The 25,284-nt window shown below is 57.6% G+C and carries 20 protein-coding genes; 6 read left to right on the top strand and 14 right to left on the bottom strand.

Annotation, left to right across the window (positions count from 1 at the left end; translation table 11 throughout):
* Positions 1–29: 29 nt before the first annotated feature.
* The 5 genes from K6L24_RS00990 to K6L24_RS01010 form a co-directional block, all read right to left on the bottom strand.
* Positions 30–1,088 (bottom strand): diguanylate cyclase, encoded by a 1,059-nt coding sequence (locus K6L24_RS00990; protein ID WP_062748213.1) that lies wholly within the window; start codon positions 1,086–1,088, stop codon positions 30–32.
* A gap of 134 nt (positions 1,089–1,222) precedes the next feature.
* The gene (fhuE, locus tag K6L24_RS00995; RefSeq protein ID WP_245006707.1) at positions 1,223–3,382 is read right to left on the bottom strand and encodes a ferric-rhodotorulic acid/ferric-coprogen receptor FhuE; all 2,160 of its coding nucleotides are present in this window, start codon (positions 3,380–3,382) and stop codon (positions 1,223–1,225) included.
* A 342-nt stretch (positions 3,383–3,724) separates the two neighbouring features.
* Positions 3,725–4,741: an NADPH-dependent aldehyde reductase Ahr gene (ahr, locus tag K6L24_RS01000; protein WP_118665278.1), complete on the bottom strand. Its 1,017-nt coding sequence runs from the start codon at positions 4,739–4,741 to the stop codon at positions 3,725–3,727.
* A gap of 154 nt (positions 4,742–4,895) precedes the next feature.
* Positions 4,896–6,401: a glycine betaine/L-proline transporter ProP gene (proP, locus tag K6L24_RS01005; RefSeq protein ID WP_062748216.1), complete on the bottom strand. Its 1,506-nt coding sequence runs from the start codon at positions 6,399–6,401 to the stop codon at positions 4,896–4,898.
* A gap of 257 nt (positions 6,402–6,658) precedes the next feature.
* Positions 6,659–8,230 carry an EAL domain-containing protein gene (locus K6L24_RS01010; RefSeq protein WP_191927920.1) on the bottom strand — a complete coding sequence of 524 codons (1,572 nt, stop codon included), beginning with the start codon at positions 8,228–8,230 and terminating at the stop codon, positions 6,659–6,661.
* 302 nt (positions 8,231–8,532) lie between these two features.
* On the opposite strand from K6L24_RS01010, the gene K6L24_RS01015 reads away from it, so the two are divergent.
* The gene (locus tag K6L24_RS01015; RefSeq protein ID WP_062748222.1) at positions 8,533–8,862 is read left to right on the top strand and encodes a DHCW motif cupin fold protein; all 330 of its coding nucleotides are present in this window, start codon (positions 8,533–8,535) and stop codon (positions 8,860–8,862) included.
* Between the two features lie 51 nt (positions 8,863–8,913).
* Here the strand turns inward: K6L24_RS01015 and uxuA are convergent, their stop codons facing one another.
* On the bottom strand, positions 8,914–10,101 hold the full coding sequence (gene uxuA / locus K6L24_RS01020; RefSeq protein WP_062748224.1) for a mannonate dehydratase: 1,188 nt from the start codon (positions 10,099–10,101) through the stop codon (positions 8,914–8,916).
* 59 nt (positions 10,102–10,160) lie between these two features.
* Positions 10,161–11,450 (bottom strand): MFS transporter, encoded by a 1,290-nt coding sequence (locus K6L24_RS01025; protein ID WP_222681863.1) that lies wholly within the window; start codon positions 11,448–11,450, stop codon positions 10,161–10,163.
* A 215-nt stretch (positions 11,451–11,665) separates the two neighbouring features.
* Between K6L24_RS01025 and K6L24_RS01030 the strand changes: the two genes are divergently transcribed.
* Positions 11,666–12,352: a FadR/GntR family transcriptional regulator gene (locus K6L24_RS01030; RefSeq protein ID WP_118665286.1), complete on the top strand. Its 687-nt coding sequence runs from the start codon at positions 11,666–11,668 to the stop codon at positions 12,350–12,352.
* Positions 12,353–12,412: 60 nt separating this feature from the next.
* On the opposite strand, the gene K6L24_RS01035 is transcribed toward K6L24_RS01030, so the two are convergent.
* The 4 genes from K6L24_RS01035 to K6L24_RS01050 form a co-directional block, all read right to left on the bottom strand.
* The gene (locus K6L24_RS01035) at positions 12,413–13,450 is read right to left on the bottom strand and encodes an AI-2E family transporter (RefSeq protein WP_062748229.1); all 1,038 of its coding nucleotides are present in this window, start codon (positions 13,448–13,450) and stop codon (positions 12,413–12,415) included.
* Between the two features lie 94 nt (positions 13,451–13,544).
* Entirely contained in the window at positions 13,545–15,200 is a 1,656-nt protein-coding gene (locus tag K6L24_RS01040; RefSeq protein ID WP_222681864.1) for an ABC transporter permease, read from the bottom strand.
* A 46-nt stretch (positions 15,201–15,246) separates the two neighbouring features.
* On the bottom strand, positions 15,247–16,221 hold the full coding sequence (locus K6L24_RS01045) for an ABC transporter substrate-binding protein (RefSeq protein WP_118665288.1): 975 nt from the start codon (positions 16,219–16,221) through the stop codon (positions 15,247–15,249).
* Positions 16,218–16,922: an ABC transporter ATP-binding protein gene (locus K6L24_RS01050; RefSeq protein WP_062748235.1), complete on the bottom strand. Its 705-nt coding sequence runs from the start codon at positions 16,920–16,922 to the stop codon at positions 16,218–16,220. The genes K6L24_RS01045 and K6L24_RS01050 overlap by 4 nt, the downstream gene beginning before the upstream one ends.
* 170 nt (positions 16,923–17,092) lie before the next feature.
* Between K6L24_RS01050 and K6L24_RS01055 the strand changes: the two genes are divergently transcribed.
* On the top strand, positions 17,093–18,286 hold the full coding sequence (locus tag K6L24_RS01055; protein ID WP_062748236.1) for an MFS transporter: 1,194 nt from the start codon (positions 17,093–17,095) through the stop codon (positions 18,284–18,286).
* 135 nt (positions 18,287–18,421) lie between these two features.
* On the opposite strand, the gene K6L24_RS01060 is transcribed toward K6L24_RS01055, so the two are convergent.
* Entirely contained in the window at positions 18,422–19,237 is an 816-nt protein-coding gene (locus tag K6L24_RS01060; protein ID WP_118665290.1) for a TIM barrel protein, read from the bottom strand.
* Positions 19,238–19,506: 269 nt separating this feature from the next.
* Here K6L24_RS01060 and K6L24_RS01065 point away from each other — a divergent pair, with 269 nt between their 5' ends.
* Genes K6L24_RS01065 through iolB form a run of 3 tightly spaced genes read left to right on the top strand, consistent with a single transcriptional unit; the run spans position 19,507 to position 22,131 of the window.
* Entirely contained in the window at positions 19,507–19,707 is a 201-nt protein-coding gene (locus K6L24_RS01065; protein ID WP_062748240.1) for a hypothetical protein, read from the top strand.
* Between the two features lie 48 nt (positions 19,708–19,755).
* Positions 19,756–21,261, top strand: coding sequence for a CoA-acylating methylmalonate-semialdehyde dehydrogenase (locus tag K6L24_RS01070; protein ID WP_062748242.1), 1,506 nt, complete (start codon positions 19,756–19,758; stop codon positions 21,259–21,261).
* A gap of 48 nt (positions 21,262–21,309) precedes the next feature.
* Positions 21,310–22,131 carry a 5-deoxy-glucuronate isomerase gene (iolB, locus tag K6L24_RS01075; protein ID WP_222681865.1) on the top strand — a complete coding sequence of 274 codons (822 nt, stop codon included), beginning with the start codon at positions 21,310–21,312 and terminating at the stop codon, positions 22,129–22,131.
* A gap of 112 nt (positions 22,132–22,243) precedes the next feature.
* On the opposite strand, the gene K6L24_RS01080 is transcribed toward iolB, so the two are convergent.
* Positions 22,244–23,083: a MurR/RpiR family transcriptional regulator gene (locus K6L24_RS01080; RefSeq protein ID WP_062748245.1), complete on the bottom strand. Its 840-nt coding sequence runs from the start codon at positions 23,081–23,083 to the stop codon at positions 22,244–22,246.
* A gap of 233 nt (positions 23,084–23,316) precedes the next feature.
* Positions 23,317–25,239, bottom strand: a complete 1,923-nt coding sequence (locus tag K6L24_RS01085) for a bifunctional 5-dehydro-2-deoxygluconokinase/5-dehydro-2-deoxyphosphogluconate aldolase (protein WP_222681866.1) — start codon at positions 25,237–25,239, stop codon at positions 23,317–23,319.
* Positions 25,240–25,284 lie beyond the last annotated feature (45 nt).

The following is a 25,284-nucleotide window of genomic DNA, read 5'->3' on the forward strand; positions in this document are numbered from 1 at the left end:
CGGTCTGCCGGACCGGAAGCCCGTGAACATTACGGGTTCCAGAGGTGGATACCATCACGCCCGGTACGTTTAACGTTATACAGCGCCTGATCGGCATGGCGCAGCCACTGATGGATGGAATCGGCGCTGTCCGCCGGGGCAATACCGATGCTGACCGAGCACTGAAAGTGCGGGGAGGCAGGTAAACGTATCAGTGAGATTTTCTCTTTTAATGCGACGGCCAGCATCACAATGGTGTTGCTGTCTGCGTCGCGCACAATCACCCCCAGTTCATCCCCGCCGAAACGGGCAGGAATATCCCGGATGCCCACTTCCGTGCGCAGCAGCATGGAGATTTCAGCCAGCAGATAATCCCCGGCCTCATGACCAAAGCGATCATTGACCTGTTTGAAATTATCCACATCCAGCAACATCAGCCAGGCATGACCATCACCGCGCTGTGTGCGCAGATATTCGCTTTCCAGACGGCGGTCAAACAGGCGACGGTTGGGGATTTTCAGACTGGGATCCATCAGCGAAATGCGTTCCAGTTCGCGATTCTTTCGGCGCAGGGTCAGGGTCAGTTGATAGGAGACGGCGCTCAGCACCAGCATATAGCAGGTGGCAAGCGGCAGCGTCAGCCAGACCGTGCGCGTGCTGAACGTGGTCACCAGCGGCATGCCGGCCACGCTCCACGCGGGAATAAACGCCAGCAGGAAAGCGGCTATCGCCGGTTTGAGCTGCGGCCAGCCACCGGCTGCATAGCGGTCTGAGGCCAGCACCGCCATAATGACAAAGGAGGGCACCGGGCTGATGCCCATCAGGGCGACCCAGATACCGCCGAAGGCGGCATCAATGGTCAGATTACGCCGTTCTGTTGCGGTCGGATCCCAGGATGAGTGAGACAGCATCCAGGCAATGATCGGCCAGACAAAGGCATTAAGCCCCAGCAGAATAGCCAGCCACAGTCCCCGGTTCAGTTCGGACAGTACAGAAAGAAACGGGAAAAAACATAAAAAAGTGCCCAGTTGCCGCATGGCGAACATGCGACGAATAAAGCGCATTGAGCGCTGTTTTAACTGTGTGTCGTCCGGGGAGTAATAGTGCATGAATACGCGACATTGAGCCGATCAATGCTGCAGTGTATCGGAAAAAAAGTAGCCTGTTCGTTATTTTATCGGGTAGAAAGAACAATGCCGGCCAGTCTGCACAACCGGCATGGTTCCGGGTAAAAATTATCTCATTAAAACGAGTAGTTAGCCGATACGGTGACGTTTCGCGGTGCGCCGTAAACAACATAGGTACCCAGGTAATCGTAATACTCTTTATCGAACAGGTTGTTAATATTGGCCTGAACAGAAACCTGCTTCGTGACCTGGTAGCGGCTGAACAGATTCACCAGGGTCACCGGCGACTGGTCAATATAATCCGCCGGGGCACTGGCAACGTTGGCCCAGGTTTTATTCTGCCAGTTTACGCCGCCGCCAACGGTCAGATCCTGCAGCATCGGCAGACGGTAGCGGGTGAACAGCTTCGCGGTAGTCCGCGGGATTTCCGGCATCACGGCAGTGCCGTTACGCTGTTCGGCAATGTAGCGTGATGCACCGAAGGTCATCTGCCAGTTGTCGGTCAGCGCGCCGTTCACTTCAAATTCTACGCCCCGGCTTACCGCATCAACCGAATCGTACGCATATTCTGTGGTGTTCGGAATATAGACGTAGCTGTTTACCCCCAGGCCGTTTTGCTCGGTACGGAATAACGACAGCGATGCAGTCAGGCGACTGTTCATCCAGTCGCCTTTCATACCCGTTTCGTAGCTTTTTCCCGTCACGGGGGCGAGATATTTCGCGCTGCTGCTGCGTGTGGTTTGTGGCTGGAAGATACGGGTGTAACTCGCGTACAGCGAGTAGGTGTCATTAAGATCGAAAGTCAGACCCGCATAAGGGGCGACTTTATCACTGGTGTTTGAGCCTGATGTACCGTTGGCGCTCCAGTCGGTATAGCGGGCACCTACTAACAACGACAGTGGGTCAGCCAGTGAGAAGCGTGCGGCGGTGTAAACCGATCTCTGGCGGATAGTATCAGCCAGTGAGTTTGTCCACGGTGACCAGGTCCCTTCGGTGACGCTGCCGTTCCAGTCGTGATAGTTACCGGTATCTACCCCTGACAGGTCTGAGAAGCTGTTATAGAAGGTATTTTCCTGTTTGCTGTAGCTGCCGCCGACCATCAACTCGTGAGAGCGTCCCAGCAACTCGAAAGGGCCGTTGGCATACAGATCGACGCTGTCTGTAGTACGGCGGCCTTTGTTCCAGCCGCTGTACAACGTATTACCGGTGCCTGTGACTTTATCCGGGTAACCATCAGAGTACATCAGACGTGTATCGAAAGTCGTTCTGGTGTGGCTGCCGCTGACCTGTGCCTGCCAGCCGCTGTCGAATTTTTGCATCAGCGTGGCAAAGATCTTGTTGGATTCTTTGTCACTATAGGCCCAGTCCGCACCGGAGTTGAAACTACGGTCAAAGTGGGTACGTTCGCCGTTACTGTAGAACGTCGGGATGCCGCCCCAGCTTGGGTCTTCGGAGCTGCTGTCCTGGTAATCCCAGCCCAGTGACAGCGTGGTGGAATCGGTTAAATCGGCATCCAGCACGGTGGAAAGGAATTTCTTTCGGGCATGGTAGCGATCAAGCCAGCTGTCATTTTCCTGATAACCCCCGATGGCGCGGCCGCGTAGGGTGCCAGATTCATTTAACGGCACGGTGACGTCCCCGACGTAGCGCTGTTTATCCCAGCTGCCGGTTTCTGCAGACAGCTTACCGGTGACCACTTTGCTGTCGGCATGTTTTCGCACCATATTGACGGAGGCTGACGGGTTACCGGAACCCAGGGCCAGGCTGTTCGCACCGCGAATCACTTCGATACGATCGTAAATGGCGGTGTCCGAACGGGTATCGCCCAGGTCCCAGACATCGGTCACCACGGTGGGCACGCCGTCGAAAAGGTAGTTATTAATCAGGAAGCCGCGGGAATAATAGTTTGATCGGTCGGAATCGATATTAGAGGCCGACACGCCCACCGTGTTGTTCAGAACATCGCCCACGCTCTGCAGTCCCTGGTCCTGCATCCGTTGTTGACTGACAATAGAAACAGACTGCGGAATATCACGCACGGTCAGCGGCATTTTGGTACCTGCGCTGGTGACCGGAACGCTGTAATCCGTGGCGGCCTGGGCTGCTGCCGTATCCGTATTCGCCTCCACGGTCAGCGTATCGGTTTTGGCGCTGTCGGCGGCAACGGCGGGCTGCAATGCAGACATTACCAACAGTGCGGCAACCAACGGGGTGAAAATACGTGATGCAGATAATGGCGCTGAGTGATGCTGCTTACGGGATTTAGAGCGAGACATTGGCACGATCATTCCTGGAATAAGTTGCTGATGTTGAGTCAATACCTGCACCGGGCACGAAAATATCTACCGGTTATCCTTAGGCGGTATGAGTACTCTGACTTATCCATGAAGTAGCGGTGAGGTCCACTGATACGGCAATCAGGCAGGTTATTGCCTGTAATGGTAAAGCAAATGAGAACTATAATTATTAAGGGTTAAGGTGTAAATAAATATTATCGTACGGGGGAACGCTGGCGGAATAAGAGAGGCGGGCAGAAGGGGAAAGAGCGTATCTGCCCGCGGAAAAGACGCTGACCGCAAGAGCCGATCGCAACAGCCGATCGGCCCCGGGGCAAGGGTTTAGAAGTCGGCTTTCAGCACCACGCGGAAGTTGGCTTTCCCCGCACGGACGTGCTCCAGTGCGTCGTTGATTTTTGACATCGGGAAGAACTCGACGTGCGGTGCAATATCACGGCGTGCCGCCAGCTTCAGCAGCGAACGCAGCTGGCCCGGAGAGCCGGTGGAGGAACCGGTGATCGCTTTATCGCCCATAATCAGATCGAACGCGCTGACCTGGAACGGCTTCATCACGGCCCCGACGGTGTGGAATTTGCCCTGCGGTGCCAGTGCATCGAAGTACGGCTTCCAGTCGAGATCCACGGCGACGGTGCTGAGGATCAGGTCAAAGCGTCCGGCCTGCGCTTTCAGCGCTTCCGGGTCACGGCTGTTGATGACTTCATCGGCACCCATGTCCAGGATGGACTGCTTTTTATTGGCAGTGGAGCTGAAAGCCACCACTTCTGCTCCCATCGCCCGCAGGATCTTGATTGCGATATGGCCCAGACCGCCGATGCCGATCACACCCACGCGGCTGGTCGCGGTGATATTGCTCATCAGCAGCGGTTTAAACACGGTGATGCCGCCGCACAGCAGGGGACCGGCTGCGGCTGCATCCAGGCTTTCCGGTAGCGGGATCACCCACTGCCAGTCAGCGCGCAGCTTTTCAGCAAATCCGCCATTATTCAGGATGGTCGGGGTGGTGCCTTTTTCGCAGTTCACCTGCTCGCCGTTGATACAGGCATCGCAGTGCTGACAGCTTTTTGCCGTCCAGCCAATACCCACGCGCTGTCCAATGGACAGGCCTTTATTTTTTGCCGCCTCACCCAGGGCGGAAACGCGACCGATCACTTCATGGCCGGCAATGGTCGGATACTGAGAGATACCCCATTCGTTATCGATCATCGACAGGTCAGAGTGACAGACGCCACAGTATTCAACCTCGACTTCCACTTCCTCTGTGCTCAGTTCGCCTGCGTCGTATTCATACAGTTCAAGAGCCTGTCCTGCTTGCATGGCCGCGTAGCTTTTAATTTTCATTTCATACCTCAGATTCGGTTTACGGTCAGGGGGGAGAGTTTAGCTGTTCAGGGAAATAAAGTGGGTTTTCGCCGCACGTAAGGTTTATCTGAAGGACTGACTGCGGAGAAAATGGGCAAAAAGAAGGGCGGCCCTGTTCTGGCCGCCCGGATGTTTACTCGTTGATACGTGGATGCTGATCGATCAGGCGGGAGCGTTTCGCTTCCAGCTCGCTGATCTGCTCGCTGATATCTTCGATTTTTTGCTCGATGTTATCGTGATGCTCCTGCAGGATCTCTTTGGCTTCCGCCATGTCCGACGCTGCTGGCGTGGCACCGCGCAGCGGCATGTTGGCGGTTTCTTTCATGGTCAGACCGGTGATCAGACCAATCACGGCGACAACCATCAGATAGTAAGCCGGCATATAGAGATTGCTGGTCGTTTCGACCAGCCATGCTGCGATGGTCGGGGTCAGACCGGCGACCAACACCGAGATGTTAAAGGCACTGGCCAGCGCGCTGTAACGGATGTGGGTCGGGAACATGGCTGGCAGAGAGGAGGCCATCACACCGGTAAAGCTGTTCAGGATCACCGCCAGCAGCAGCAGGCCGGCAAAAATCAGCCCCATCACGCCGCTGTTGATCAGCATAAATGCCGGAATGGACAGCACCAGCAGCGCGATGCTGCCGATGATCACAAACGGACGGCGACCAAACTTATCGCTCATCAGGCCCATAACCGGCTGCACAAACAGCATACCCAGCATAATGGCGATGATAATCATCACGCCATGATCTTCTGAGTAGTGCAGGTTATGCGACAGGTAGCTCGGCATGTAGGTGAGCAACATGTAGTAGGTAACGTTAGTGGCAATCACCAGACCGACGCAGGAGAGCAGGCTTTTCCAGTGTTTGGTGGCAATCTCTTTAAACGAGACTTTCGGGCCTTCGGCCAGGCCTTCACGGTCACCCTGCTCCAGTTTGTCGACGTGCTGCTGGAAGGCCGGGGTTTCTTCCAGCGCATGGCGCAGATAGAGCCCGATGATACCCAGCGGCAGCGCCACGAAGAACGGAATACGCCAGCCCCACTCAAGGAAGCGGGCTTCGCCGATAACCGCAGAGATCAGCACGACCAGGCCGGCACCGAGCACGAACCCGGCAATGGAGCCGAAGTCCAGCCAACTGCCCATAAAGCCACGCTTACGGTCCGGGGAATACTCGGCAACAAAGATGGATGCGCCAGTGTATTCGCCGCCGACCGAGAAGCCCTGCGCCATTTTACACAGCAGCAGCAGGATCGGTGCCCAGATGCCAATCGAGGCATAGGAGGGGATTAAGCCGATACAGAAGGTACTGATCGACATAATGATGATGGTAATCGACAGGATTTTCTGGCGACCATATTTGTCACCCAGGGCACCAAAGAACAGGCCACCTAACGGGCGAATTAAGAAAGGAACGGAGAAAGTTGCCAGTGCGGCAATCATTTGTGTACCTGGATCAGCGCCGGGGAAGAAAACCTGCCCCAGTGCGTAGGCGACAAACCCATATACGCCGAAATCGAACCATTCCATCGCATTGCCCAGTGAGGCAGCGGTAATGGCTTTACGTAATCTGGTGTCATCAATAATGGTGACGTCTTTTATCCCAATAGGCTTAACACGCTTCCTACGTAGCTTCATAAAGAACACCCTGTAATTATCTGTTTTCCAACTCAATATTCACACTGTTCAGGTCAGGCCCGTGCTGTCTGCCTGACCTGTCACGGGTGAAAAACCTGCAGCACAATACGCTATCGTCAGTCATGACCAGGGGGCCAGTACGGCACGGCAGCGCATTCTGCCAGCTATACAGTATATAGACACTTCGCACGGGGACATAATTCCAGTCGGAAACTTCTTACTCCAGAGGGAAAAAGCGGCATGGAAACCGTCGCTGATCAGACCTGGCCAGCCGATGGCGTGGGCTGCTGCGCAATCCACTGCATCAGCGCCGCGTTGTTCATCGGACGGGCGTAGTAGTAACCCTGAATGTACTCCACGCCGCGATTTTTCAAATATTCCCGTTGCAGTGTCGTTTCCACGCCTTCTGCCACGATGTTCAGCGCCAGCTTCTGTGCCAGCAGGATAATGGCATCCAGCACCGGCGTCGTGCCTTCCAGCGTCTCGATGGCGTTGACAAAGCCTTTATCGATCTTCAGATAGTCGATCGGGAAGGTTTGCAGATAGGACAGTGAGCAGTGGCCGGTGCCGAAATCATCAATGGCGACCTTCATACCTGCGAGCCGCAGTTCTGCCAGTTTGTCTCCCACTTCTTCGCCGTCGCGGATCAGGCTGCGTTCCGTCAGTTCCAGCGTAATACAGGCATTAAGATGGGCAATATCGTGAGAAAACTGGCGCATATCACTGACAAATTCATCATGTTGCAGGTGCTCGGCCGCCAGATTAATACCAATATTGAAATCGGCGGGGACCTGCCAGCTGGCGCAGTCTTTTGCCACCAGCGCCAGTAAATGCCGGGTAAGGGGAATAATCATCCCTTCATCTTCGGCTGCGGCAATAAAGATATCCGGGCGCACCCAGCTTCCATCCGGACGCTGCCAGCGTAACAGCGCTTCGGCCCCGGATAACTCGCCCGTCGCCAGATTACACACCGGCTGATAGTGCACGGTGAATTCGCCGCGGGCGATACCCCGGCCAATCTCATCGTGGAATGAGCTTCTGCGCTTCAGCCAGTTAAGCGTGATCATGATGAACAGCAGGGACAAAATGATCGCCATGGGCAGGAAGGTGAACAGGGTCTGCCGCCAGCTTTGCAGCGCCTCGGTGCGTGGCGAGGTGATGGCCACTGTTATCGGGTAGCGGTTGTCGGAGCGGGTATAGCGGGTGGTGCCAAGGATACCCTGATAGATATAGAGCGGTTTACCGCTGGAAATACGGTAGCCGTCGCCAAACTGCATGGTGATATGGTAGCCATGCTTGATACCCGCTGCGGTCATAAAGTCGATCAGGTACTGCCCTTCCACCAGCGCATAGCGACCAAAACCCTGGGCATCTTCGCGCATAAAGACCACGGCAGGGCGATCTTTCATGCTGTAGGTTCCGTCCACAGAGAGCATCCATGATGCCGCGCGGTGTTCAGGCGGCGGAACCAGAATCATATTTTGTACGCTGCCCCTGATCGCCCCAAAGGCTGAGGAGCAATAGACCTGATCGCCTTTCGCGACGCCAACAGAGCGAAAGTAGGGGTAGATGGTGCCGTACTGCTGGAGCACTGAGCGGATCGCCCGGCAGTCCTGGTCCCTGAACGCGTTGAGGCGGTCGGTCATTGACCAGGCAAGATCACTGATATGAGCAGCTTGTTCCAGCAGCATAGAGGCCGTGAGTTTCTGCTGATTAACAACAGATTTACGTGCTTCAATAAAAGTGAAAACGAGGCAGAGTACCAGCGGCAACAGCCCGGCAAGGATTAGCCAGATCTTTTCATGCTTAGGCTTTACGAGTGCTTGCAAGCGCTTCCCCTGTGAGCTGCTTAAAGAGATCGCAGCGGCGGTGTACGATCAATCATTCTCCTGTGCACTCCGTGAGTCATACCCGCCACGGATCGCGTTACTATTATGCAAATTATCGTTCAATTCACCATCTCTCAGGCTGAAATCTTTTTTCCGCCATGTTTTCCTTCTTTACCCCTTATTATCCGCTGCGGCTGAAGAGGGAGAAAAAGCCGCTTTTCTTTCCGTCGCGGCAGGGCAGGACTTGTCGCCACTCACGCGCTGACGTACTGTATTTTTTCACTTCTCATGGAAGCCAGACAATGAACATCAGCGATATTCCTTTTGGCACCACCACCTGGTCGGCGCTGGAAGCAACGGAACATCCGGGAGAAACGGGCACGGCCTGGTGGCGCACCCGGCAGTTCGGCGAGATACGTGTCAGGAGGGTGGACTATACCGCAGGGTATCTGGCCGATCACTGGTGCAGCAAAGGGCACATTCTGCTGTGCCTGTCCGGTGAGTTACACACGGAGCTGGAGGATGGGCGGGTATTTACTCTGACGGCGGGCATGAGTTACCAGGTCGCGGATAATGCAGAAGCACACCGTTCCTGGACCGAGAACGGTGCACAGCTTTTTATTGTCGACTGACGCCTGTCCTGTAAACAGCAGGTGCACTGGCGACACCTGCTGTTTCCGATATCAGTCAGCGTTAAAAAAGGTCTGTTTTAACGCCAGCTCCACGCCGCGAATTTCCGCCAGCCCCTTCAGACGGCCAATCGCTGAATAGCCGGGGTTGGTTTTTTTATGCAGGTCATCCAGCATCTGATGGCCGTGATCCGGACGCAGCGGAATGGCTCGCTGATTACCTGCGCGGCGGCGCTTCTGCTCTTCGGCCAGGATGACCTTAATCACGCCAACCATATCGACATCCCCCGCCAGATGTGCGGCTTCGTGGAAGCTGTTCGGGTTCGCTTCGCGCAGGGTTGAGCGCAGATGGGCAAAGTGAATACGGTCGGCAAAGGTTTCCGCCATTTTCACCAGATCATTATCCGCGCGCACGCCGTAAGAGCCGGTGCAGAAGGTGAAGCCGTTATGCACGCTGTCGACGGTCTCTTTCAGCCACTGCATATCGTCGATCGTCGACACGATGCGCGGCAGGCCGAGGATCGGGCGCGGTGGATCGTCCGGGTGTACCGCCAGCACGATGCCGGCTTCCTGTGCTACGGGGACTACGGCGCGCAAAAACGCGGCCATATGTTCGCGCAGCTTCGCGTGGTCGATGCCGTCATACTGCGACAGCTGTGCCTGAAATTGCTCCAGCGTGTAGCCCTCTTCCGCCCCCGGCAGTCCGGCGATAATATTGCGCGTCAGGGTGTCGATCTCCTCCTGACTCATGGCGGCAAAACAGGCGGCGGCCTGCTGCTGCTCATCCGGGCTGTAATCCTGCTCTGCGTTAGGGCGTTGCAGGATATGCAGCTCGAACGCCGCAAAGGCAATATGGTCGAAGCGCAGCGCTTTGGCACCATCCGGCAGCGTCCAGCCGAGATCGGTGCGCGTCCAGTCCAGCACGGGCATAAAGTTGTAGCATACGGTGTCGATGCCGCAGGCACCGAGGTTGCGTAGCGACTGCTGATAGTTGGCGATGTATTTTTGGTAATCGCCGCGCTGCGTCTTAATCGATTCGTGGATTGGCACGCTTTCCACCACTGACCACACCAGGCCTTTTTCTGCCAGCAGGGCCTGGCGTGCTTTTATCTCCTCCACCGGCCAGACATCGCCGTTAGGGATGTGGTGCAGGGCAGTGACAATGCCGGTGGCCCCCGCCTGGCGGGCATCGTCCAGTGATACCGGGTCTTTAGGGCCGTACCAGCGCCATGTGTGTTCCATGTGATCTCCTTGCGGGGCTTTTTGCTGAGACCGCCCCGGATGATGAGTGGTTCGTTTAATTAATCTGCAATCGGGTCTTTCACGATAAAGAAGTAAGCCAGTGCGCCCGCGAAGGTCACGCAGGAGCAGATCACCAGCGCCATATTGAACGAACCGGTGGTATCGACCACCCAGCCGGTGACAATCGGCGCAAATGAGGCACAGATAAAGCTGCCAAAGTTCTGAATACTGCTGACTGAGGCCACCATGCGTGACGGGGCCATGACCTGCACCAGACCCCATGCCGAGGTGCCGGCGAAGTGGACGAAGAACAGCGCCAGGCTGATAAAGCCGACGGCCATGGCGGTCGAGGTGGACTGCACCACCAGCAGGGTGCAGGCCGCAGAGCAGACCAGGCCAAAACAGATCAGGGCTTTACGGGTTTTTGCCAGCCCATAACCACGGCGGGCGAGGCGGTCGGCGACGGTACCGTTCACCAGCATCCCTATTGAGCCAAACAGAAACGGAATCGCGGCGACCCAGCCGGTGCTGGAGAGGCTCAGGCCCCGCTCGGCCTGAAGGTAACCCGGCAGCCAGGAGAGATACAGCCAGCCGGTGTAGTTCACGCCGCTGAAACCGAGGATCATCCCCCACACGGTGCGTTTTTTAAACAGCGCGCCCCACTCCTTCAGGGACACGCGGGTTTTTTGCGACGGCGTGGAGCCCTGGTTCAGGTACTGTTCTTCTTCCGGGGTCAGCGCGAAACGGTCGCGGTTGCGATACCAGGCATACCAGCAGAGGGCGATCGCGACCCCGGCTACGCCGATAATCACAAACATCATGCGCCATCCGAAGGCCAGCATCAGTGCCACAAGGATTGGCGGTGCAAAGGCCTGGCCAAAGGTGGTGGAGGAGTTAAAAATGCCCATCGGCAGACCGCGCTCGCGGGCATTAAACCAGTCATTTACCACCTTGACGCCGCTGGGCATAAACGGTGCTTCACCGATGCCCAGCCCGATACGCAGCATAATAAAGTGGCTGAAGCTGTTCACCGCACCGGCCATCGCCTGCATTACCGACCAGAACAGCAGGCCGCCACCAAGTACGATACGCGGGCCGAAGCGGTCCAGTAGCAGTCCACTGGGCAGCTGGGAGATACCGTAAGAGAGGGAAAACGCCGACAGCAGTACGCCAAACTCCGTGGCAGACAGGCCGAGATCGTGGCGGATCGCCGCATTGGCGATCGACAGGGATCCGCGATCGAGGAAATTGATAATCCCGGCGAGAAACAGCAGGGTCAGCGACACCGTCTGTATCCGTTTGAGCCGGCTGGATTTCTGGAGAGGTGATTCAAAGGCTGAAACCGTCATCGGCGTTCCTTGTACGGCTCAACGGCCGTTTTCTTGTCAGAGCGTCACAGGGGAAAGTGTCTGGCCCAGTGGTCAGGCCGCTGGACCAGAGAATAAACGCGAAAGGGCGTTAAATACCGTGATGGCGATCGCAGCATGGGGATCGCGGGCCATTTACACGCGACCGAAGCGCTGTGATAAGCTCTGCTCATCACATCGTCCGCGTTGGAATGGGTATGGAATTACCGACACTGAAAGTTGAGCGCCTTTACCGGCAGATTTCTAACCTGCTGATTGGCTGCATTAAAAAGGGACAGTTTCCCGCCGGGGCGATTCTGCCGCCGGAGCGTGAGTTAGCCAAACAGCTGGGCGTCAGCCGTTCGTCGATTCGTGAGGCGCTGATTGCGCTGGAGATCACCGGTTGGGTTGAAATCCGCACCGGCAACGGCGTGTACGTGATGGACCCGCTGCCGCAGACTGAGGCCGCCCCGGCGGAGGAGGAGTTCAGCCTGAAGGCGCTGATTCAGGCGCGTCAGGTGTATGAAGCGATGACGGCAGAGCTGGCCGCACGCAACGGCAGTGACGATCAGCGTGCGGAATTGCAGGAGATCACTCAGGATCTCATCCAGTTACACGTTAATGACGACAAGTTTCTGCGGGAAGATAAGCGCTTCCACCTGCTGATTGCCGAGATGACGGGCAACGAGGTGCTGCGCGACATGATGGAATACCTGTGGAATAAGCGGAAGAGCTCCCGCTTCGTGCGGCTGGAAAGCCACTACGCAGAGAGTGATTTTCCGCGTGAGATGAATCAGGATCATGAAGATATTGCCCGGGCCATCATTGCCCGCGATGCGGTACAGGCCCGTGCCTGCATGGCGCGTCATTTACAGCATGTCTACGATCGCTTGTTTATCGAATAAGCGGGCTGACAGGGCGGGCGGAGCGAAAAAAGCGCCGACCCGACCCCTGTCTCACGCCTGTTACAGCGATTTGCGGCCGTTGCCTAACAGGATCGCCAGCTTGCTGCCGCCGGGGGTGGTCTCCATCAGAATTTTACAGACGCTGGTGAGCGGAACCGACAGCAGCATACCCACCGGGCCGAGCAGCCAGCCCCAGAAAATCAGCGACAGAAACACCACCAGGCTCGACAGACCCAATCCGCGGCCCATCACCCGGGGTTCCAGCAGGTTGCCCAGCAGCATGTGAATGGCGATAAACAGTGTCGCAACCAGCCCGGCTTCCAGCGGCGTGTTCAGCAGCAGCGCCTGTAAAACCGGCGGAATGCCGGCGATCACCGGCCCGATATTGGGGACAAAATTGAGCACAAAGGCCACCAGGCCCCACAGCAGCGCAAACTTTACCCCCAGCGCCATCAGCGCCAGCCATACCAGGATGCCGGTCGCCAGGCTGATCAGCGTTTTCAGCGCCAGATAGTGCGTCACCCCTTTCAGCGCTCTGTGCAGCCCGGCAATGCGGATCTGCGGATTAACCAGCGCATAGCGCAGCTTGTACGGCAGATGGTGAACTTCAAACAGCATAAATATCACCGTCATCATCACCAGAACGATCTGCGTCATGGCCCCGGAGAACTGGCCGAGCATGGTGGTGGCGACATCCATCACCGCGTTGGGATCCAGCCGCTGCGCCAGCGATTCAGGTGAAATCATGATGTGAAATCGCGCGGCAAAGTGCTGGATGATGGCGAGTTTCTGCTCCGCCTGTGCCTGAAGCTGCGGATACACCTCGCTGAACTCCTGCAGTGAACCGGCAATCATCGCAATGATCAGCGCCAGACCAATCAGCACCACCAGGACCACCAGACTGATAGCGAGGCCGCGACGGATGCCGCGCCGCATCAGCCAGGTGACCAGCGGGTTCAGCACGATGGCGAAAAACAGCGCCATCAGAAAAGGCACCATAATCTCAGCCGACAGCTTGATCCCTCCCAGGATCACCACCAGGGTGGCCAGTTTCAGTAAAATATTTTGCCCGATCTTTTCCTGCGGCAATGGGGTCATCGCGCCTCCGTTTAAGAACTCTGCGCAGCAAGTGTAGCGGTTGTTACCGAGCCGCCACTCACTTTAGGAATGATCGGATTTTAGCCCATCACCGCTATCCGCGTTCACGCCGCTGCAGGATAGCCAGCGCGGTGAGCATCAGCGCCAGACCGGTCGTCATCGCGATGCTGGCCATCGCCATACCCTGACCCACGGAACCCTGCTCAAACTGACGCCAGATAAACACGGACACGGTCTGCGTACCTGCCGGGGCCAGCAACAGCGAGGTCACCAGTTCGCGCGAGGCGATGGCAAAGACCATCAGCATGGCCGCCAGCAGGCTGGGGAACACCAGCGGGATGACGATATGGCGCAGTGCCGCCAGGGCACTGGCACCGTGAACCCGGGCGGCGGGTTCCAGATTGCTGCTGAGCTGCTTCAGCGCACTGCTGACATAGCGCACCGGCCACGGCAGCAGCAGACAGCAGTAAGAGAGCAGCAGGATCGGCCAGCTGTTATAAGGCGTCACAGGCCAGAAGGGCTGATTCCACAGCAGAATCAGCCCGACGCCCACCACCACGCCCGGCAGCGCCGCCGGCAGCAGGGAGAGCGCATCGATCAGCGCGGCCCCGCGAATGCGGCGAACCACCACCAGCCAGGCAGCCAGGAACCCCAGCAATCCGGTCACCAGCGACGTGCCCAGCGCCAGGCCAACGCTGGTGGAAAGGGCCGTCACGGCATCCCCCTGCAGGGCAAACAGGGCAGCAAAGTGGCGCAGCGTCAGGTTGCTGAGATGCATTCCACCGGACAGCGTGGAAAGCAGTGCCGTCAGCAGCATGGAACTCATCGGGATCGCCACCATCACGGTCGCTACCGCAGCAAACAGCAGCAGCACCGGCCAGCGCCACGGTCCGAGGGGGCTGCCGCTGTTCTGCGCCGGTTTGCCGTTAATGCTGGTGACATCTTTATGGCCCACCCACCGTTTCTGTAAGGCAAACGCGGCCAGGGCCACCATGACCAGCAGTACTGACAGCAGCGACGCCCCTGGCAGATCAATGGGCCAGTCGGCCAGCCGCTCTTCGATACCGACCGTCAGCATCACCACCCCGGCACGGGAACCCAGCGCGGCGGGAACGCCGTACTCTTCAATCGCCAGGGTAAAGGCCAGCAGTACGCCTGCCGCCAGCGCCGGCAGCAGCATGGGCAGGGTGACATGCCAGAAGGCGCGCCAGGCGCTGGCACCGTGTACCCGCGCCACGATAGCCAGCTGCTGTCCGCTCGCCAGCAGGCTGCGTGATACGGCAAAGTAGACCACCGGAAAAATATTCAGCGTCATCACCAGCGTAATGCCGCTCTGGCTGAACAGCAGATCGTTGAGATCGACGCCGATCGCCTGATACAGATAGCCGTTGTGCTGCAGCGCCAGCATCCAGCTGAGGGCAGAAATATAGGGTGGGGTCAGAAACGGGATCAGCAGCAGCAGATCCCAGAGACGCGCCAGCGGCAGATGAAACAGCCCGCGCAGTGTGCCGAGCGGGATACCGATCAGCGCACTGAGCAGCGCCACGCTCAGGCCGGTTGTCAGGGTGCCCCGCAACAGCGCGGGCAGCTGCGGGTCGGCCAGCAGCCGGGTGACAGGGGTGAATGCTCCGGCCAGCGAGCCCTGTGCCAGCGCCGGAAACAGCGCCTGCAGCAGGATAAACAGCAGCGGCAGCGCCACCAGGATCAGCAGCAGCGCCACGGTCAGCAGCGGAAGTATACGTGAGGTCATCGCGGGTTCCTGAAGGGGGGGCGCAGGTGCGCCACCCCAGGCAAGATTAAGGGTGGCTGAACAGCGTGCCAAAGCGTTGCAGGACGGCGCTACGGTCAGCGCTGCCACCGCTCTGGGCCGGCAGAAGCTTGAGATCGCGAAGCAGGGGACGTTTGCCGCCGACATCGGAGCGCGCGGGCATTAACCACGCGTCGGCCACTTTCTGCTGCCCCTCTTCTGACAGCACATAGTCAACAAATGCTCTGGCATCCGCCGCGTGCGGGCTGCTTTTCAGGATCATCATCGGACGCGGTGCCACGACGGTGCCGCTGGCGGGGAAAATCACTTTAATCGCCTCACCGTCCTGAATGCTGCTATATGAGACGTAATCCACCGCACCAAAGACGGCCGCTTTCGCGCCCTGCAGCACCGGCGTCAGCGCCTGGGCATTGGGTCCGGCAATGACCATACCGTTCATTTTTAGCCTGCTGAACAGAGCCCATGCGTCGTCGCCCATACTGTTCTGCAGGCCGATCAGCAGGTCGAGAGAAGCACCGGACAGTGACGGGTCGGGGGTGGTCACCCGGCCTTTAAACTCGGGGCGGGTCAGGTCGTTCCATTCTCTGGGCTCCGGGGTGCCGCTCCCGGTATTCCAGACGATCCCCAGCGCGGAAATGCCCTGGGCAACGTAAGCGTCGGTTTTAAATGCGGCCGGCACCTGTTTTGCGTTGGGGCTCTGGTACGGCAGCAGCCAGCCGCGCTGCTCCAGTTCTTCGGCCGTATCCCAGGAGGCAGAAATCAGCACATCGGCCTGCGGGTTGGCCTGTTCGGCCTCCAGCCTCGCCATCACCTTTCCGGTCGTGGCCTGAAATATATTCACTTTGACGCCCGTCTGCTTTTCGTAGCCTGCGGCCAGGCTTTTCGCCAGCGAGCCCGGCCCGGCGGTATATACCGTCAGCGCCTGTGCGTCAGCGATCATCATGCCGGAAGATAACAGCATCGTTAACAGTGCTCCTGTTTTCATCGAATTCAATACGTTCATGCAAGTTCCCCGGAGAGTGACGTAACGGTTTGACGGGCGGCAACCGATCCGGCCGACAGCCAGACGATACGATCGGCCAGCATTTCCGCCTCGCTGCGATCGTGGGTGACATAGACGGCGGTGGTGCCGAGCTGGCGCAGCAGGCCAGCCATCTCACGGCAGAGGGATTCACGCAGGTCGCGGTCAAGATTCGACAGTGGTTCATCGAACAGCAGGATCGCCGGTTCAGCGATAATCGCCCGTGCCAGTGCGACGCGCTGCTGCTGGCCGCCGGAGAGGTCGGAGGGCTTACGCCCGGCAAAATCAGCCAGACCCACGCGTTGCAGAGCCATCATTACCCGCTCGTCGCGTTCGCGTGCCGGCACCCGGCGCATCAGCAGCGGAAAGGCGACGTTCTGCGCCACGTTCATATGCGGCCACAGGGCATAGTCCTGAAAGACCATGCCGATATCGCGCTGTTCGGGAGGGATGCAGACGGCGGCGCTGGCCATCAGCCGGTCGCCAAAATGCAGCGTGCCCTGCCGGGGTTGCAGCAGCCCGGCGAGTATTTTCAGAAGGGTACTTTTGCCGCAGCCCGAAGGGCCGAGCAGCGCGACAATGCTGCCTGCCCCGATGTCGAGATCGAGATGGTTGAGCACCGTCTGCGTGCCGAAAGCATAGTGAATGCCCTTCAGCGTCACGGAAGTGGGAGAACGGACCATATTGTTATCCTCTTTGGGACTTTTCCCCCCGGAAATGGGGAGTTACGGGGGAGTATAGGGAGGGTGTATGACGGATTTATGGCGAAAGAAAGACGCCTGCGCTTGTTAACGGTTGCAGGATTTCGGGTATAGTAAGTGTCACTCTTTTTGACCCTGCGAGCAGGATTTTCATGTCTGAGCAGCCCGCCGGTACCACCGCGCTGAGTGGCTTCCGTTTAAATCTGCGTATTTTCTCCGTTGTGATGTTTAACTTTGCCAGCTACCTGACCATCGGCTTACCGCTGGCGGTGCTGCCCGGCTATGTCCATGATGTGATGGGCTACAGCGCGTTCTGGGCAGGGCTGGTGATCAGCCTGCAATATCTCACCACCCTGATCAGCCGTCCGCACGCCGGGCGCTATGCCGATCTGTGGGGGCCCAAAAAAGTCGTGGTCGTCGGGCTGTGTGGCTGCTTTATCAGCGGCCTGTGCTATGCGCTGGCGGCGATCAGCAGTGCCCTGCCGCTGCTCAGTTTGCTGCTGCTGTGCACGGGCAGGCTGATACTGGGCGTCGGGCAGAGCTTCGCCGGAACCGGCTCCACGCTGTGGGGCGTCGGCGTGGTCGGCCCACTGCATATTGGGCGGGTGATCTCCTGGAACGGCATTTTTACCTATGGCGCAATGGCGATTGGCGCACCGCTCGGCGTGGCAATCTTTGACCGGGGCGGGCTGCTGCTGCTGGCGGGGATCATTACGGCGATTGCGCTGCTGGGCATTCTGCTGGCGCTGCCCAGGGCGCAGGTCAAAAGCAGCGCAGGCCGGCCGCTGCCGTTTCGTGCCGTGCTGGGCCGTATCTGGCGCTTCGGCCTGCTGCTGGCGATGGGGTCGGCAGGTTTTGGCGTAATCGCCACCTTTATCACCCTGTTTTATCAGGATAAAGGCTGGGATGGGGCGGCCTTTGCGCTGACGCTGTTCAGCGTGGCTTTTGTCGGTACGCGGCTGCTGTTTCCTCATGCGATTACCCGGCACGGCGGGCTGAACGTGGCGCTGGTGTGCTTTGCGGTAGAAGCTCTCGGGCTGTTTATGGTCTGGGGCGCTGGGGATCCCTGGCTGGCACGCGGCGGGGCGCTGCTGACCGGGGCCGGGTTCTCGCTGGTCTTTCCGGCCATTGGCGTGGTGGCGGTCAGTGCCGTACCGCCACAGAATCAGGGCAGTGCGCTGGCAACTTATACTGCATTTATGGATCTGGCGCTGGGTATTACCGGGCCGCTGGCAGGGCTGATAATGAGTTCAATGGGGGTACCGTCGGTCTATCTTCTCAGCGGTTTACTGGCCTGTCTGGCGATGGCCGTAACGGTGCGTCTGAAAAAAGCGGTCCCGGCTTAGTGGGACCGTTGTCAAATGACACAGATAAGTCGGTTGCAGTTGCAGGGGCGATCATTTTTTTGAACGGCCCCTGCTGAGGGTATTGATGTCAGGTCAGTCCAGGGAGAGTCCCTGCCAGCGACCCGGGTGAAAGGATCACGCCTGAAGCAATGCGATGCTCTGGCGGATTTCGCGCTCAATATCGGCCGCACTCCAGCTATCCATCACTGAAGCAAACGGTTCGAAGGCATACACGCCGGTATAGCCTAACGCTTCCAGACGCTCGACCTGCCAGACGCTTTTCAGCAGGTCATCACTGCTTAACATCAGACGCTCTTCGTCGGTCAGTTCGCTGACCGGACGACCATCGATGACGCCGGACAGGTGCACCAGGCCAATCTGATCGATATCGATGCCGTCGGCAAAATCCTGCTCTGCGCCTTCATACAGGTGGTGATGGAAGGTATCCAGTACGATCTTAAAGGGCACGTTGGCCTGCCTGATCAACTGCTGTGCCTGTGCGGCAGAGCGCAGTGAACTGACCGGGAAGCCCAGTGGCTCAACAAGACCTTCAACACCATAGCGTGCAAACAGCGGGGCCAGCGTAGTCAGGGCCTGCCGGGTATCTTCAGCTGAAATCTTTGTGCCGTCGTTGAGCGGGCACATCACCAGCGCTTTGGCACCAATTCCCTGAGCATCTTTCAGCAGGCTTTCAGCACGGGCCAGCAGGTCATCACTGATCTGGTTGAACGGATAAAGGGCGTTGATGGTGACAATTTCCAGACCATACTTTTCCGCCAGCTCACGCACCTGCTGATGACTCAGGTTATCCGTGACGCTGCCGCCTTTCATATCGTTACGCAATTCGACTTTATGCAGACCCAGTTTTTGCACCAGCTGGAAAAAAGCGTCAATGCTCAGGGCTGGGGCGATTTTACGGTTAACACAAAAACGGGTTGGATCGATAGCCATCGTATGGCTCCTGTTGAGTAGGGTAGGAAGGTAAAAGGTTCATTAAGAGTGCCCGCCAGCCATTTATTGTTGATTACAGGCTGGTCAGGGGGGCTTCACGGACTACAGGAAAACATTTATTTCATATTTGGTGAATAATGAAATTTAAATTTTTAGATCCGTCTCGCAAAATTTCACTCCGGGCCTCATAAAAGGGCCCTGAATACAGAGTAATCCTGGCGTTTTAATGAGGGAGAAGTCAGCGATGCAGGAGGGGCTCACTGAAACGATTGCTCCGCGCGCTGCCTGCGCTGGGGGCTTTTTTCTTCCGCCGTCAGCATGGGGAGGAAATCCCCGACTCCCGCGAACTGAAAAATGCGATCCAGCCCGCTAAAAATGAATTTTCTAAAGTGAAATATTTGAAAAATTTATTTCAATATTATACTGTCTCAACACGAATCACGGTTTTACCCGGCGTGGCAGCGGTATGACGTCAGACTGCCTGCAAGGGAATTCATTACTAATACAGAGGCCAGCACATGACTATCGTAGGAAACTTTATTGGCGGTAAAACCTCTCTGAGCGCCAGCAACGAAACCATTCCAATTTACGATCCGGCAACCGGTCAGCCGGTGCGTGAACTGACGCAGAGCACCAGCGATGAAGTGGCCCATGCCATCGCCGTTGCGCATGAAGCCTTCGATAGCTGGTCCCGCACTTCTCCACTGCGCCGCGCCCGTATTCTGTTTAACTTTAAAGCCCTGATGGAAGAGCACCGCGACGAGCTGGCTGCTCTTATCGTCAGTGAACATGGAAAAGTCTGGTCTGATGCGCTGGGTGAACTGACCCGGGGTCTGGAAGTGGTCGAGTTCGCCTGCGGTATTCCGCACCTGATTAAGGGTGAAAACTCTGCCGATGTCGGTACCGGCGTGGACAGCTATTCATTAATGCAGCCGCTGGGCGTGGTGGCCGGGATTACCCCGTTCAACTTCCCGGCGATGGTGCCTCTGTGGATGTTCCCGATTGCTCTGGCATGTGGGAACACCTTCGTACTGAAGCCGCCAGCGCTTGATCCGTCAGCGGCGGTGCGTATGGCCGAACTGCTGACCGAAGCCGGTCTGCCGGACGGTGTGTTCAACGTCATTCACAGTTCGAACGACAATGCCGAGCAGCTGTATAAAGATCCGCGTGTGCAGGCGGTGAGCTTCGTTGGTTCTTCCGGCGTGGCAGAGCATATCTACACCACGGCCAGCGCCCACGGTAAACGTGTGCAGGCGTTCGGTGCAGCGAAAAACCACGCGATCGTGATGCCAGATGCTGACCTGGAGGCAACCGTGAATGCCATTATGGGCGGCGCGTTTGGCTCTGCCGGTGAGCGCTGCATGGCACTGCCAGTGGTGGTGGCCGTGGGTGATGACACCGCGGACAAACTGATTGCTGCACTGACTCCGCTGGTCAAAGCCCTGCGCGTCGGTCCTGGCATCCACAAAGGTAAAGACGAAAACGAAATGGGGCCGGTTGTTTCTGCCGCACACCAGAAGAAAGTGCTGGGCTACATCGATAAAGGTGAGGCTGAAGGCGCAAAACTGGTGGTTGACGGTCGCGGCATCCAGGTGGAAGGCCACCCTGAAGGCTACTATGTTGGCGGCACGCTGTTTGATAACGTCACCACTGACATGGTGATCTGGCGTGAAGAGATCTTCGGGCCGGTACTGAGCATCGTTCGTGCCCCGGATTACAAAACTGCGCTGGACCTGGTCAACAGCCACGAGTTCGGTAACGGCAGCGCCATCTTCACCAGCAACGGCCACACCGGGCGCGACTTTGTCCGTGAAGTGCAGGCGGGCATGGTCGGTGTGAATGTCCCAGTTCCGGTGCCGATGGCTTTCCACAGCTTCGGCGGCTGGAAACGTTCCGTATTCGGTGCGCTGAATGTGCACGGGCCGGATGGCGTGCGCTTCTACACGCGCATGAAAACCGCCACCGTGCGCTGGCCAAGCGGTCAGAAGACCGTGTCAGAATTCAGTATGCCAACGTTAGGTTAAATCTCAGCAGGGCGAGGTTGTCCTCGCCCTGACGGACAGAGAGGCTGTATGTCATTACTATCCAAAGTAAAAGAGCCGGATGCGCAGGGTCGTATCCAGCATGTTACCCCGGAAAGTGCAGGCTGGCGCTATGTCGGTTTCGACGCTTATCAGTTGAAAACAGGTCAGACGCTGCAGCTGGAAAGCGGCAGTAAAGAGTTGTGCCTGGTGCTGGTTGCCGGCCTGGCATCGGTGAAAACCCGCCTGGCCGAATTCCCGCATATCGGCAAACGCCTGTCTCCGTTTGAACGGACGCCTCCTTATTCGGTGTATGTCCCGGGTAACGAGCAGGTCGAGGTGGTGGCAGAGTCAGACCTTGAGCTGGCGGTGTGCAGTGCGCCGGCTACCGGGGGCAAGCTGCCCGCACGGCTGATCGCGCCCGCCGATGTCGGCGTTGAGCAGCGCGGCAAAGGTAATAATAAGCGTCTGGTGCACAATATTCTGCCGGATGACAAACCGGCAGACAGTTTGCTGGTGGTTGAGGTGTATACCGATGAGGGTAATACCAGCTCCTACCCAAGCCATAAGCACGACCAGGAAGATTCACCGGATGAAACCTACCTGGAAGAGACGTACTACCACCGTTTCAACCCGGAGCGTGGTTTTGCCATGCAGCGCGTCTATACCGACGACCGCTCGCTGGATGTCTGTATGGCCCCCTACAATCAGGACGTGGTGACCGTGCCGCGTGGCTATCACCCAATGTCGACCGTCGCCGGCTACGATAACTATTATCTGAATGTGATGGCCGGGCCGGTACGCCTGTGGAAATTTACCTGGGAGAAAGATCACGCCTGGGTGAACAGCGATGAGTATCCGCGTAAGGGATAATCCTGCAGGGGTAAGGCAGGCCTCACCCTGTTGATGTGAGCAACCAGCCGCGTCAGATGGGGTGTTGAAACGAGCGATAAAACGGGCAGTCCTTGCGGGCGGCCCGTTTTTTTTAGCTTTTAACGTTGGTCAGTGCCAGTGAAACCGCCAGCGTCTGGGCCAGGCACAGGGACGCTACCTGAGAGCGGAAACCATCGACCTGCGCCTCACGCACGACAAAGCAGACATCGCTGAAGGCGGCCAGCGGGCTGACCTGGCTGTCGGTGATCGCAATCTGATGCGCACCGCGTTTTGCTCCCAGCTCCACCAGTTCCACCGCTTCACGCGCGTAAGGGGAATAGCTGATCGCAATCACCACGTCTTTCGGGTTGACCATGCTTAACTGTTCGGCAAACATCCCGCCCAGCCCGTCGATCAGGAAAGCGCGGCGCTCCAGGTGGCGCAGGGCATAGGTCAGGTAGGAGGCGACGCTGAACGAACGGCGTAAGCCAATGACGTAAATGTTATCGGCTTCATCCAGCATCTTCACCGCTTTTTCCAGCTGTTCAGGATTGACCTGCATCGCCAGCTGCTGCAGCGCCTGCGAGTTCACCATGGTGAACACATTGAGAATTTCTGCCGGGCTTTCGGGTGCGCTGGCGCTTTCATCGGTGGCGGTCTGGCGGAACAGACGCGCCCGCTCCGTGTAGTTGACCGTCTCTTCCATCAGGTGCTGACGAAAGACCTGCTTCATTTCATTGAAGCCGCTAAACCCGAAGGCATTTGAGAAACGGATCAGCGTGGAGGGCGGAACATCGGCCTGCTGGGCGATAGAGGCGACGGTATCAAAGGCGATGCTGTTGCTGTTATCAAGAATATAGCGAGCCACCTGCTTCAGGCGTTTACTGAGAGTGTCGTAGCGGCGACGGATATCGTCCTGCAACAGAGAAAGTTGGGTCGGATTATTAGTCATTACACGGCTCGCAAAAAGGAAAATAGTGTTCTTCTGTGCGTTATTCTACCAGATGAACAAAAAATTTCACTTGATGAAGAAAGCGGCAGGCCGTATTTCATCAGGGTTGGGAATCAGTTCACAAAATCGTAACCTTCTGCCCGTAGCAGATAAAATAATTGATTCGTTTAATAAAAAAAGGGTAACCCTGTACCGGGTTACCCTTTTTTGTTACCCCTAAAAAACAGGGGGGGTTATTTCGCCGGACGCGCCTCACGCCAGTAGCCGATCAGCGTCAGATAGTTGTTCTTCACCTTCTCGATCAGCCCGGCATCGTCCAGCTCACCCTGCAGCCACTGGCGTGATGGCTGGCCGAAGATGGTCCGCCCAACGGCAAAGCCTTTGACCCACGGAGATTTTGCGGCGGCGGCGAAGCCTGCTTTCAGCTCGTCTTCCGGCGCGTCCAGGCCCAGCAGCAGGATGCCACGGCAGTGTGGGTCGTGCTGTTCAATCAGCGCACTGATCGCTTCCCAGCTGGCGTGGGACAGCGGCGGCAGTTTCCACCAGTCAGGCTGAATGCCCATGCTGTAGAAGTGAGTGAGGATCTCCAGATAGTATTTCTCATCCTTGTCCGGATGGCTTTCCGGCAGGATCACTTCCAGCAGCAGCTCGTGACCGGACTTGTTACAACCGTTCCACACGTCGAGGATCAGATCGTCCTGCTCTTTGCGCAGTTCCGCGCTGTCTTTCGGATGATAGAAGGTCAGACATTTGACCACGTGCTCCTGCGGCCAGTCGATCAACTGGGAACCGATATTACCGTGTTCCAGACGCAGCGGCCGCGAGCTCGGTAGCTCAATCGGGCGACCGATCCACCAGCCTTTACCGGTGATGGCATTCAGCGCCGGCTGACCGTAAGTAGTATCGGCGAGGATGCCGCAGCGACCGTCGTCCAGCCCGGCTTCCTTCGCCGCCGCCTGAGCCCCCTGCAGCAGCAGCAGTTTCAGATCAGGGATACGGGCCGCGTCAACGCCCGCTTCGGCCGCCATATCAGCGAGCTGTTTGCGGTGGTCAAAGGCAAAAATATTCAGTTCGTGCCACTGCTGCTTGCGGGTCGTGACGCGATGCAGATGGTTAAGACGACTGTCGAGATCCGGTCGTTTCACGTCATTATCGCGGCCGAGGAAGTCATCCAGCTCTTCTTTGGTCGGCATTGCGGGAGCGCAGCCATGACGTGATACCACCAGTGCCCCGCAGGCGTTGGCATAACGGCAGGCCTGTTCCCAGCTCTCATCGTTCAGCCAGCCGCGCAGCAGGCCGGACATAAAGGCATCACCCGCACCCAGCACGTTCAGCACTTCCACACGCACGCCCGTTTGCAGCGTGGTCTGATCCCAGCTGTCCGGGATCTCCCCTTCAAACACCACGCAGCCCAGCGGGCCACGTTTGCACACCAGGGTGGCTTTGGTGGCTTTACGCACGTTTTTCAGTGCCGTCAGGCTGTCGGTGCTGCCCCCGGCGATATGGAACTCTTCTTCTGTTCCCACCACCAGATCGAAGTAGTGCAGCACTTCCTGCAGCTGCTGTGTCACACGCTCTGACGCCACAAAGCGTGTCTCGCCATCGCCCAGTGAGGTCAGGCCCCACAGTACCGGGCGGTAGTCGATGTCCAGCGCGGTACGCAGGCCGTGACGGCGGGCAATTTCCAGCGCCTTCAGCACCGCAGCACGGGTATCCGGGTGTGACAGATGCGTACCGGTGACGGCCACGGCGCGGGAAGAGGCAATATACTCTTCCTGAATATCGTCCGGCACCAGGCCCATATCGGCACAGTTATCACGATAGAACACCAGCGGGAAGGTTTCCTGATCCTTGATGCCGAGGATCACCAGACCTGTCAGGCGGGTTTTGTCAGTGATCAGGCTCTGAGTATCACAGCCGACGCGTTGCAGCTCTTCACGCAGGAAGCGGCCCATGTGTTCATCGCCAACGCGGGCGAGCATGGCGGATTTCAGACCCTGAATCGCGGTGCCATAGGCAACGTTTCCTGAGGAGCCACCCAGGTATTTCGCGAAGGTGGTTTCATCTTCAAGGCGTGCGCCAATCTGCTGGCCATAAAGGTCGACGGCGATGCGCCCGATACAAATCACATCAAGCCGCTTCTGTTGTGTACTCATACCTGTTGTTTCCTCTGTTTATACCCTGCCTGCTGGTCATTTAAC

Origin of the sequence: Erwinia persicina (assembly GCF_019844095.1) — a bacterium.
Lineage (GTDB): Bacteria > Pseudomonadota > Gammaproteobacteria > Enterobacterales > Enterobacteriaceae > Erwinia > Erwinia persicina.

Bases quoted from the DNA above. Each gene is read 5' to 3' on its own strand.
- K6L24_RS01080 (WP_062748245.1), bottom strand. From the start codon at position 23,083: ATGACTAATAATCCGACCCAACTTTCTCTGTTGCAGGACGATATCCGT.
- K6L24_RS00990 (WP_062748213.1), bottom strand. From the start codon at position 1,088: ATGCACTATTACTCCCCGGACGACACACAGTTAAAACAGCGCTCAATG.
- K6L24_RS01060 (WP_118665290.1), bottom strand. From the start codon at position 19,237: ATGGCTATCGATCCAACCCGTTTTTGTGTTAACCGTAAAATCGCCCCA.
- K6L24_RS01030 (WP_118665286.1), top strand. From the start codon at position 11,666: ATGGAATTACCGACACTGAAAGTTGAGCGCCTTTACCGGCAGATTTCT.
- proP (WP_062748216.1), bottom strand. From the start codon at position 6,401: ATGAAGCTACGTAGGAAGCGTGTTAAGCCTATTGGGATAAAAGACGTC.
- K6L24_RS01085 (WP_222681866.1), bottom strand. From the start codon at position 25,239: ATGAGTACACAACAGAAGCGGCTTGATGTGATTTGTATCGGGCGCATC.
- K6L24_RS01040 (WP_222681864.1), bottom strand. From the start codon at position 15,200: ATGACCTCACGTATACTTCCGCTGCTGACCGTGGCGCTGCTGCTGATC.
- K6L24_RS01035 (WP_062748229.1), bottom strand. From the start codon at position 13,450: ATGACCCCATTGCCGCAGGAAAAGATCGGGCAAAATATTTTACTGAAA.
- K6L24_RS01015 (WP_062748222.1), top strand. From the start codon at position 8,533: ATGAACATCAGCGATATTCCTTTTGGCACCACCACCTGGTCGGCGCTG.
- K6L24_RS01045 (WP_118665288.1), bottom strand. From the start codon at position 16,221: ATGAACGTATTGAATTCGATGAAAACAGGAGCACTGTTAACGATGCTG.
- K6L24_RS01025 (WP_222681863.1), bottom strand. From the start codon at position 11,450: ATGACGGTTTCAGCCTTTGAATCACCTCTCCAGAAATCCAGCCGGCTC.
- ahr (WP_118665278.1), bottom strand. From the start codon at position 4,741: ATGAAAATTAAAAGCTACGCGGCCATGCAAGCAGGACAGGCTCTTGAA.
- K6L24_RS01055 (WP_062748236.1), top strand. From the start codon at position 17,093: ATGTCTGAGCAGCCCGCCGGTACCACCGCGCTGAGTGGCTTCCGTTTA.
- fhuE (WP_245006707.1), bottom strand. From the start codon at position 3,382: ATGTCTCGCTCTAAATCCCGTAAGCAGCATCACTCAGCGCCATTATCT.
- iolB (WP_222681865.1), top strand. From the start codon at position 21,310: ATGTCATTACTATCCAAAGTAAAAGAGCCGGATGCGCAGGGTCGTATC.
- uxuA (WP_062748224.1), bottom strand. From the start codon at position 10,101: ATGGAACACACATGGCGCTGGTACGGCCCTAAAGACCCGGTATCACTG.
- K6L24_RS01050 (WP_062748235.1), bottom strand. From the start codon at position 16,922: ATGGTCCGTTCTCCCACTTCCGTGACGCTGAAGGGCATTCACTATGCT.
- K6L24_RS01070 (WP_062748242.1), top strand. From the start codon at position 19,756: ATGACTATCGTAGGAAACTTTATTGGCGGTAAAACCTCTCTGAGCGCC.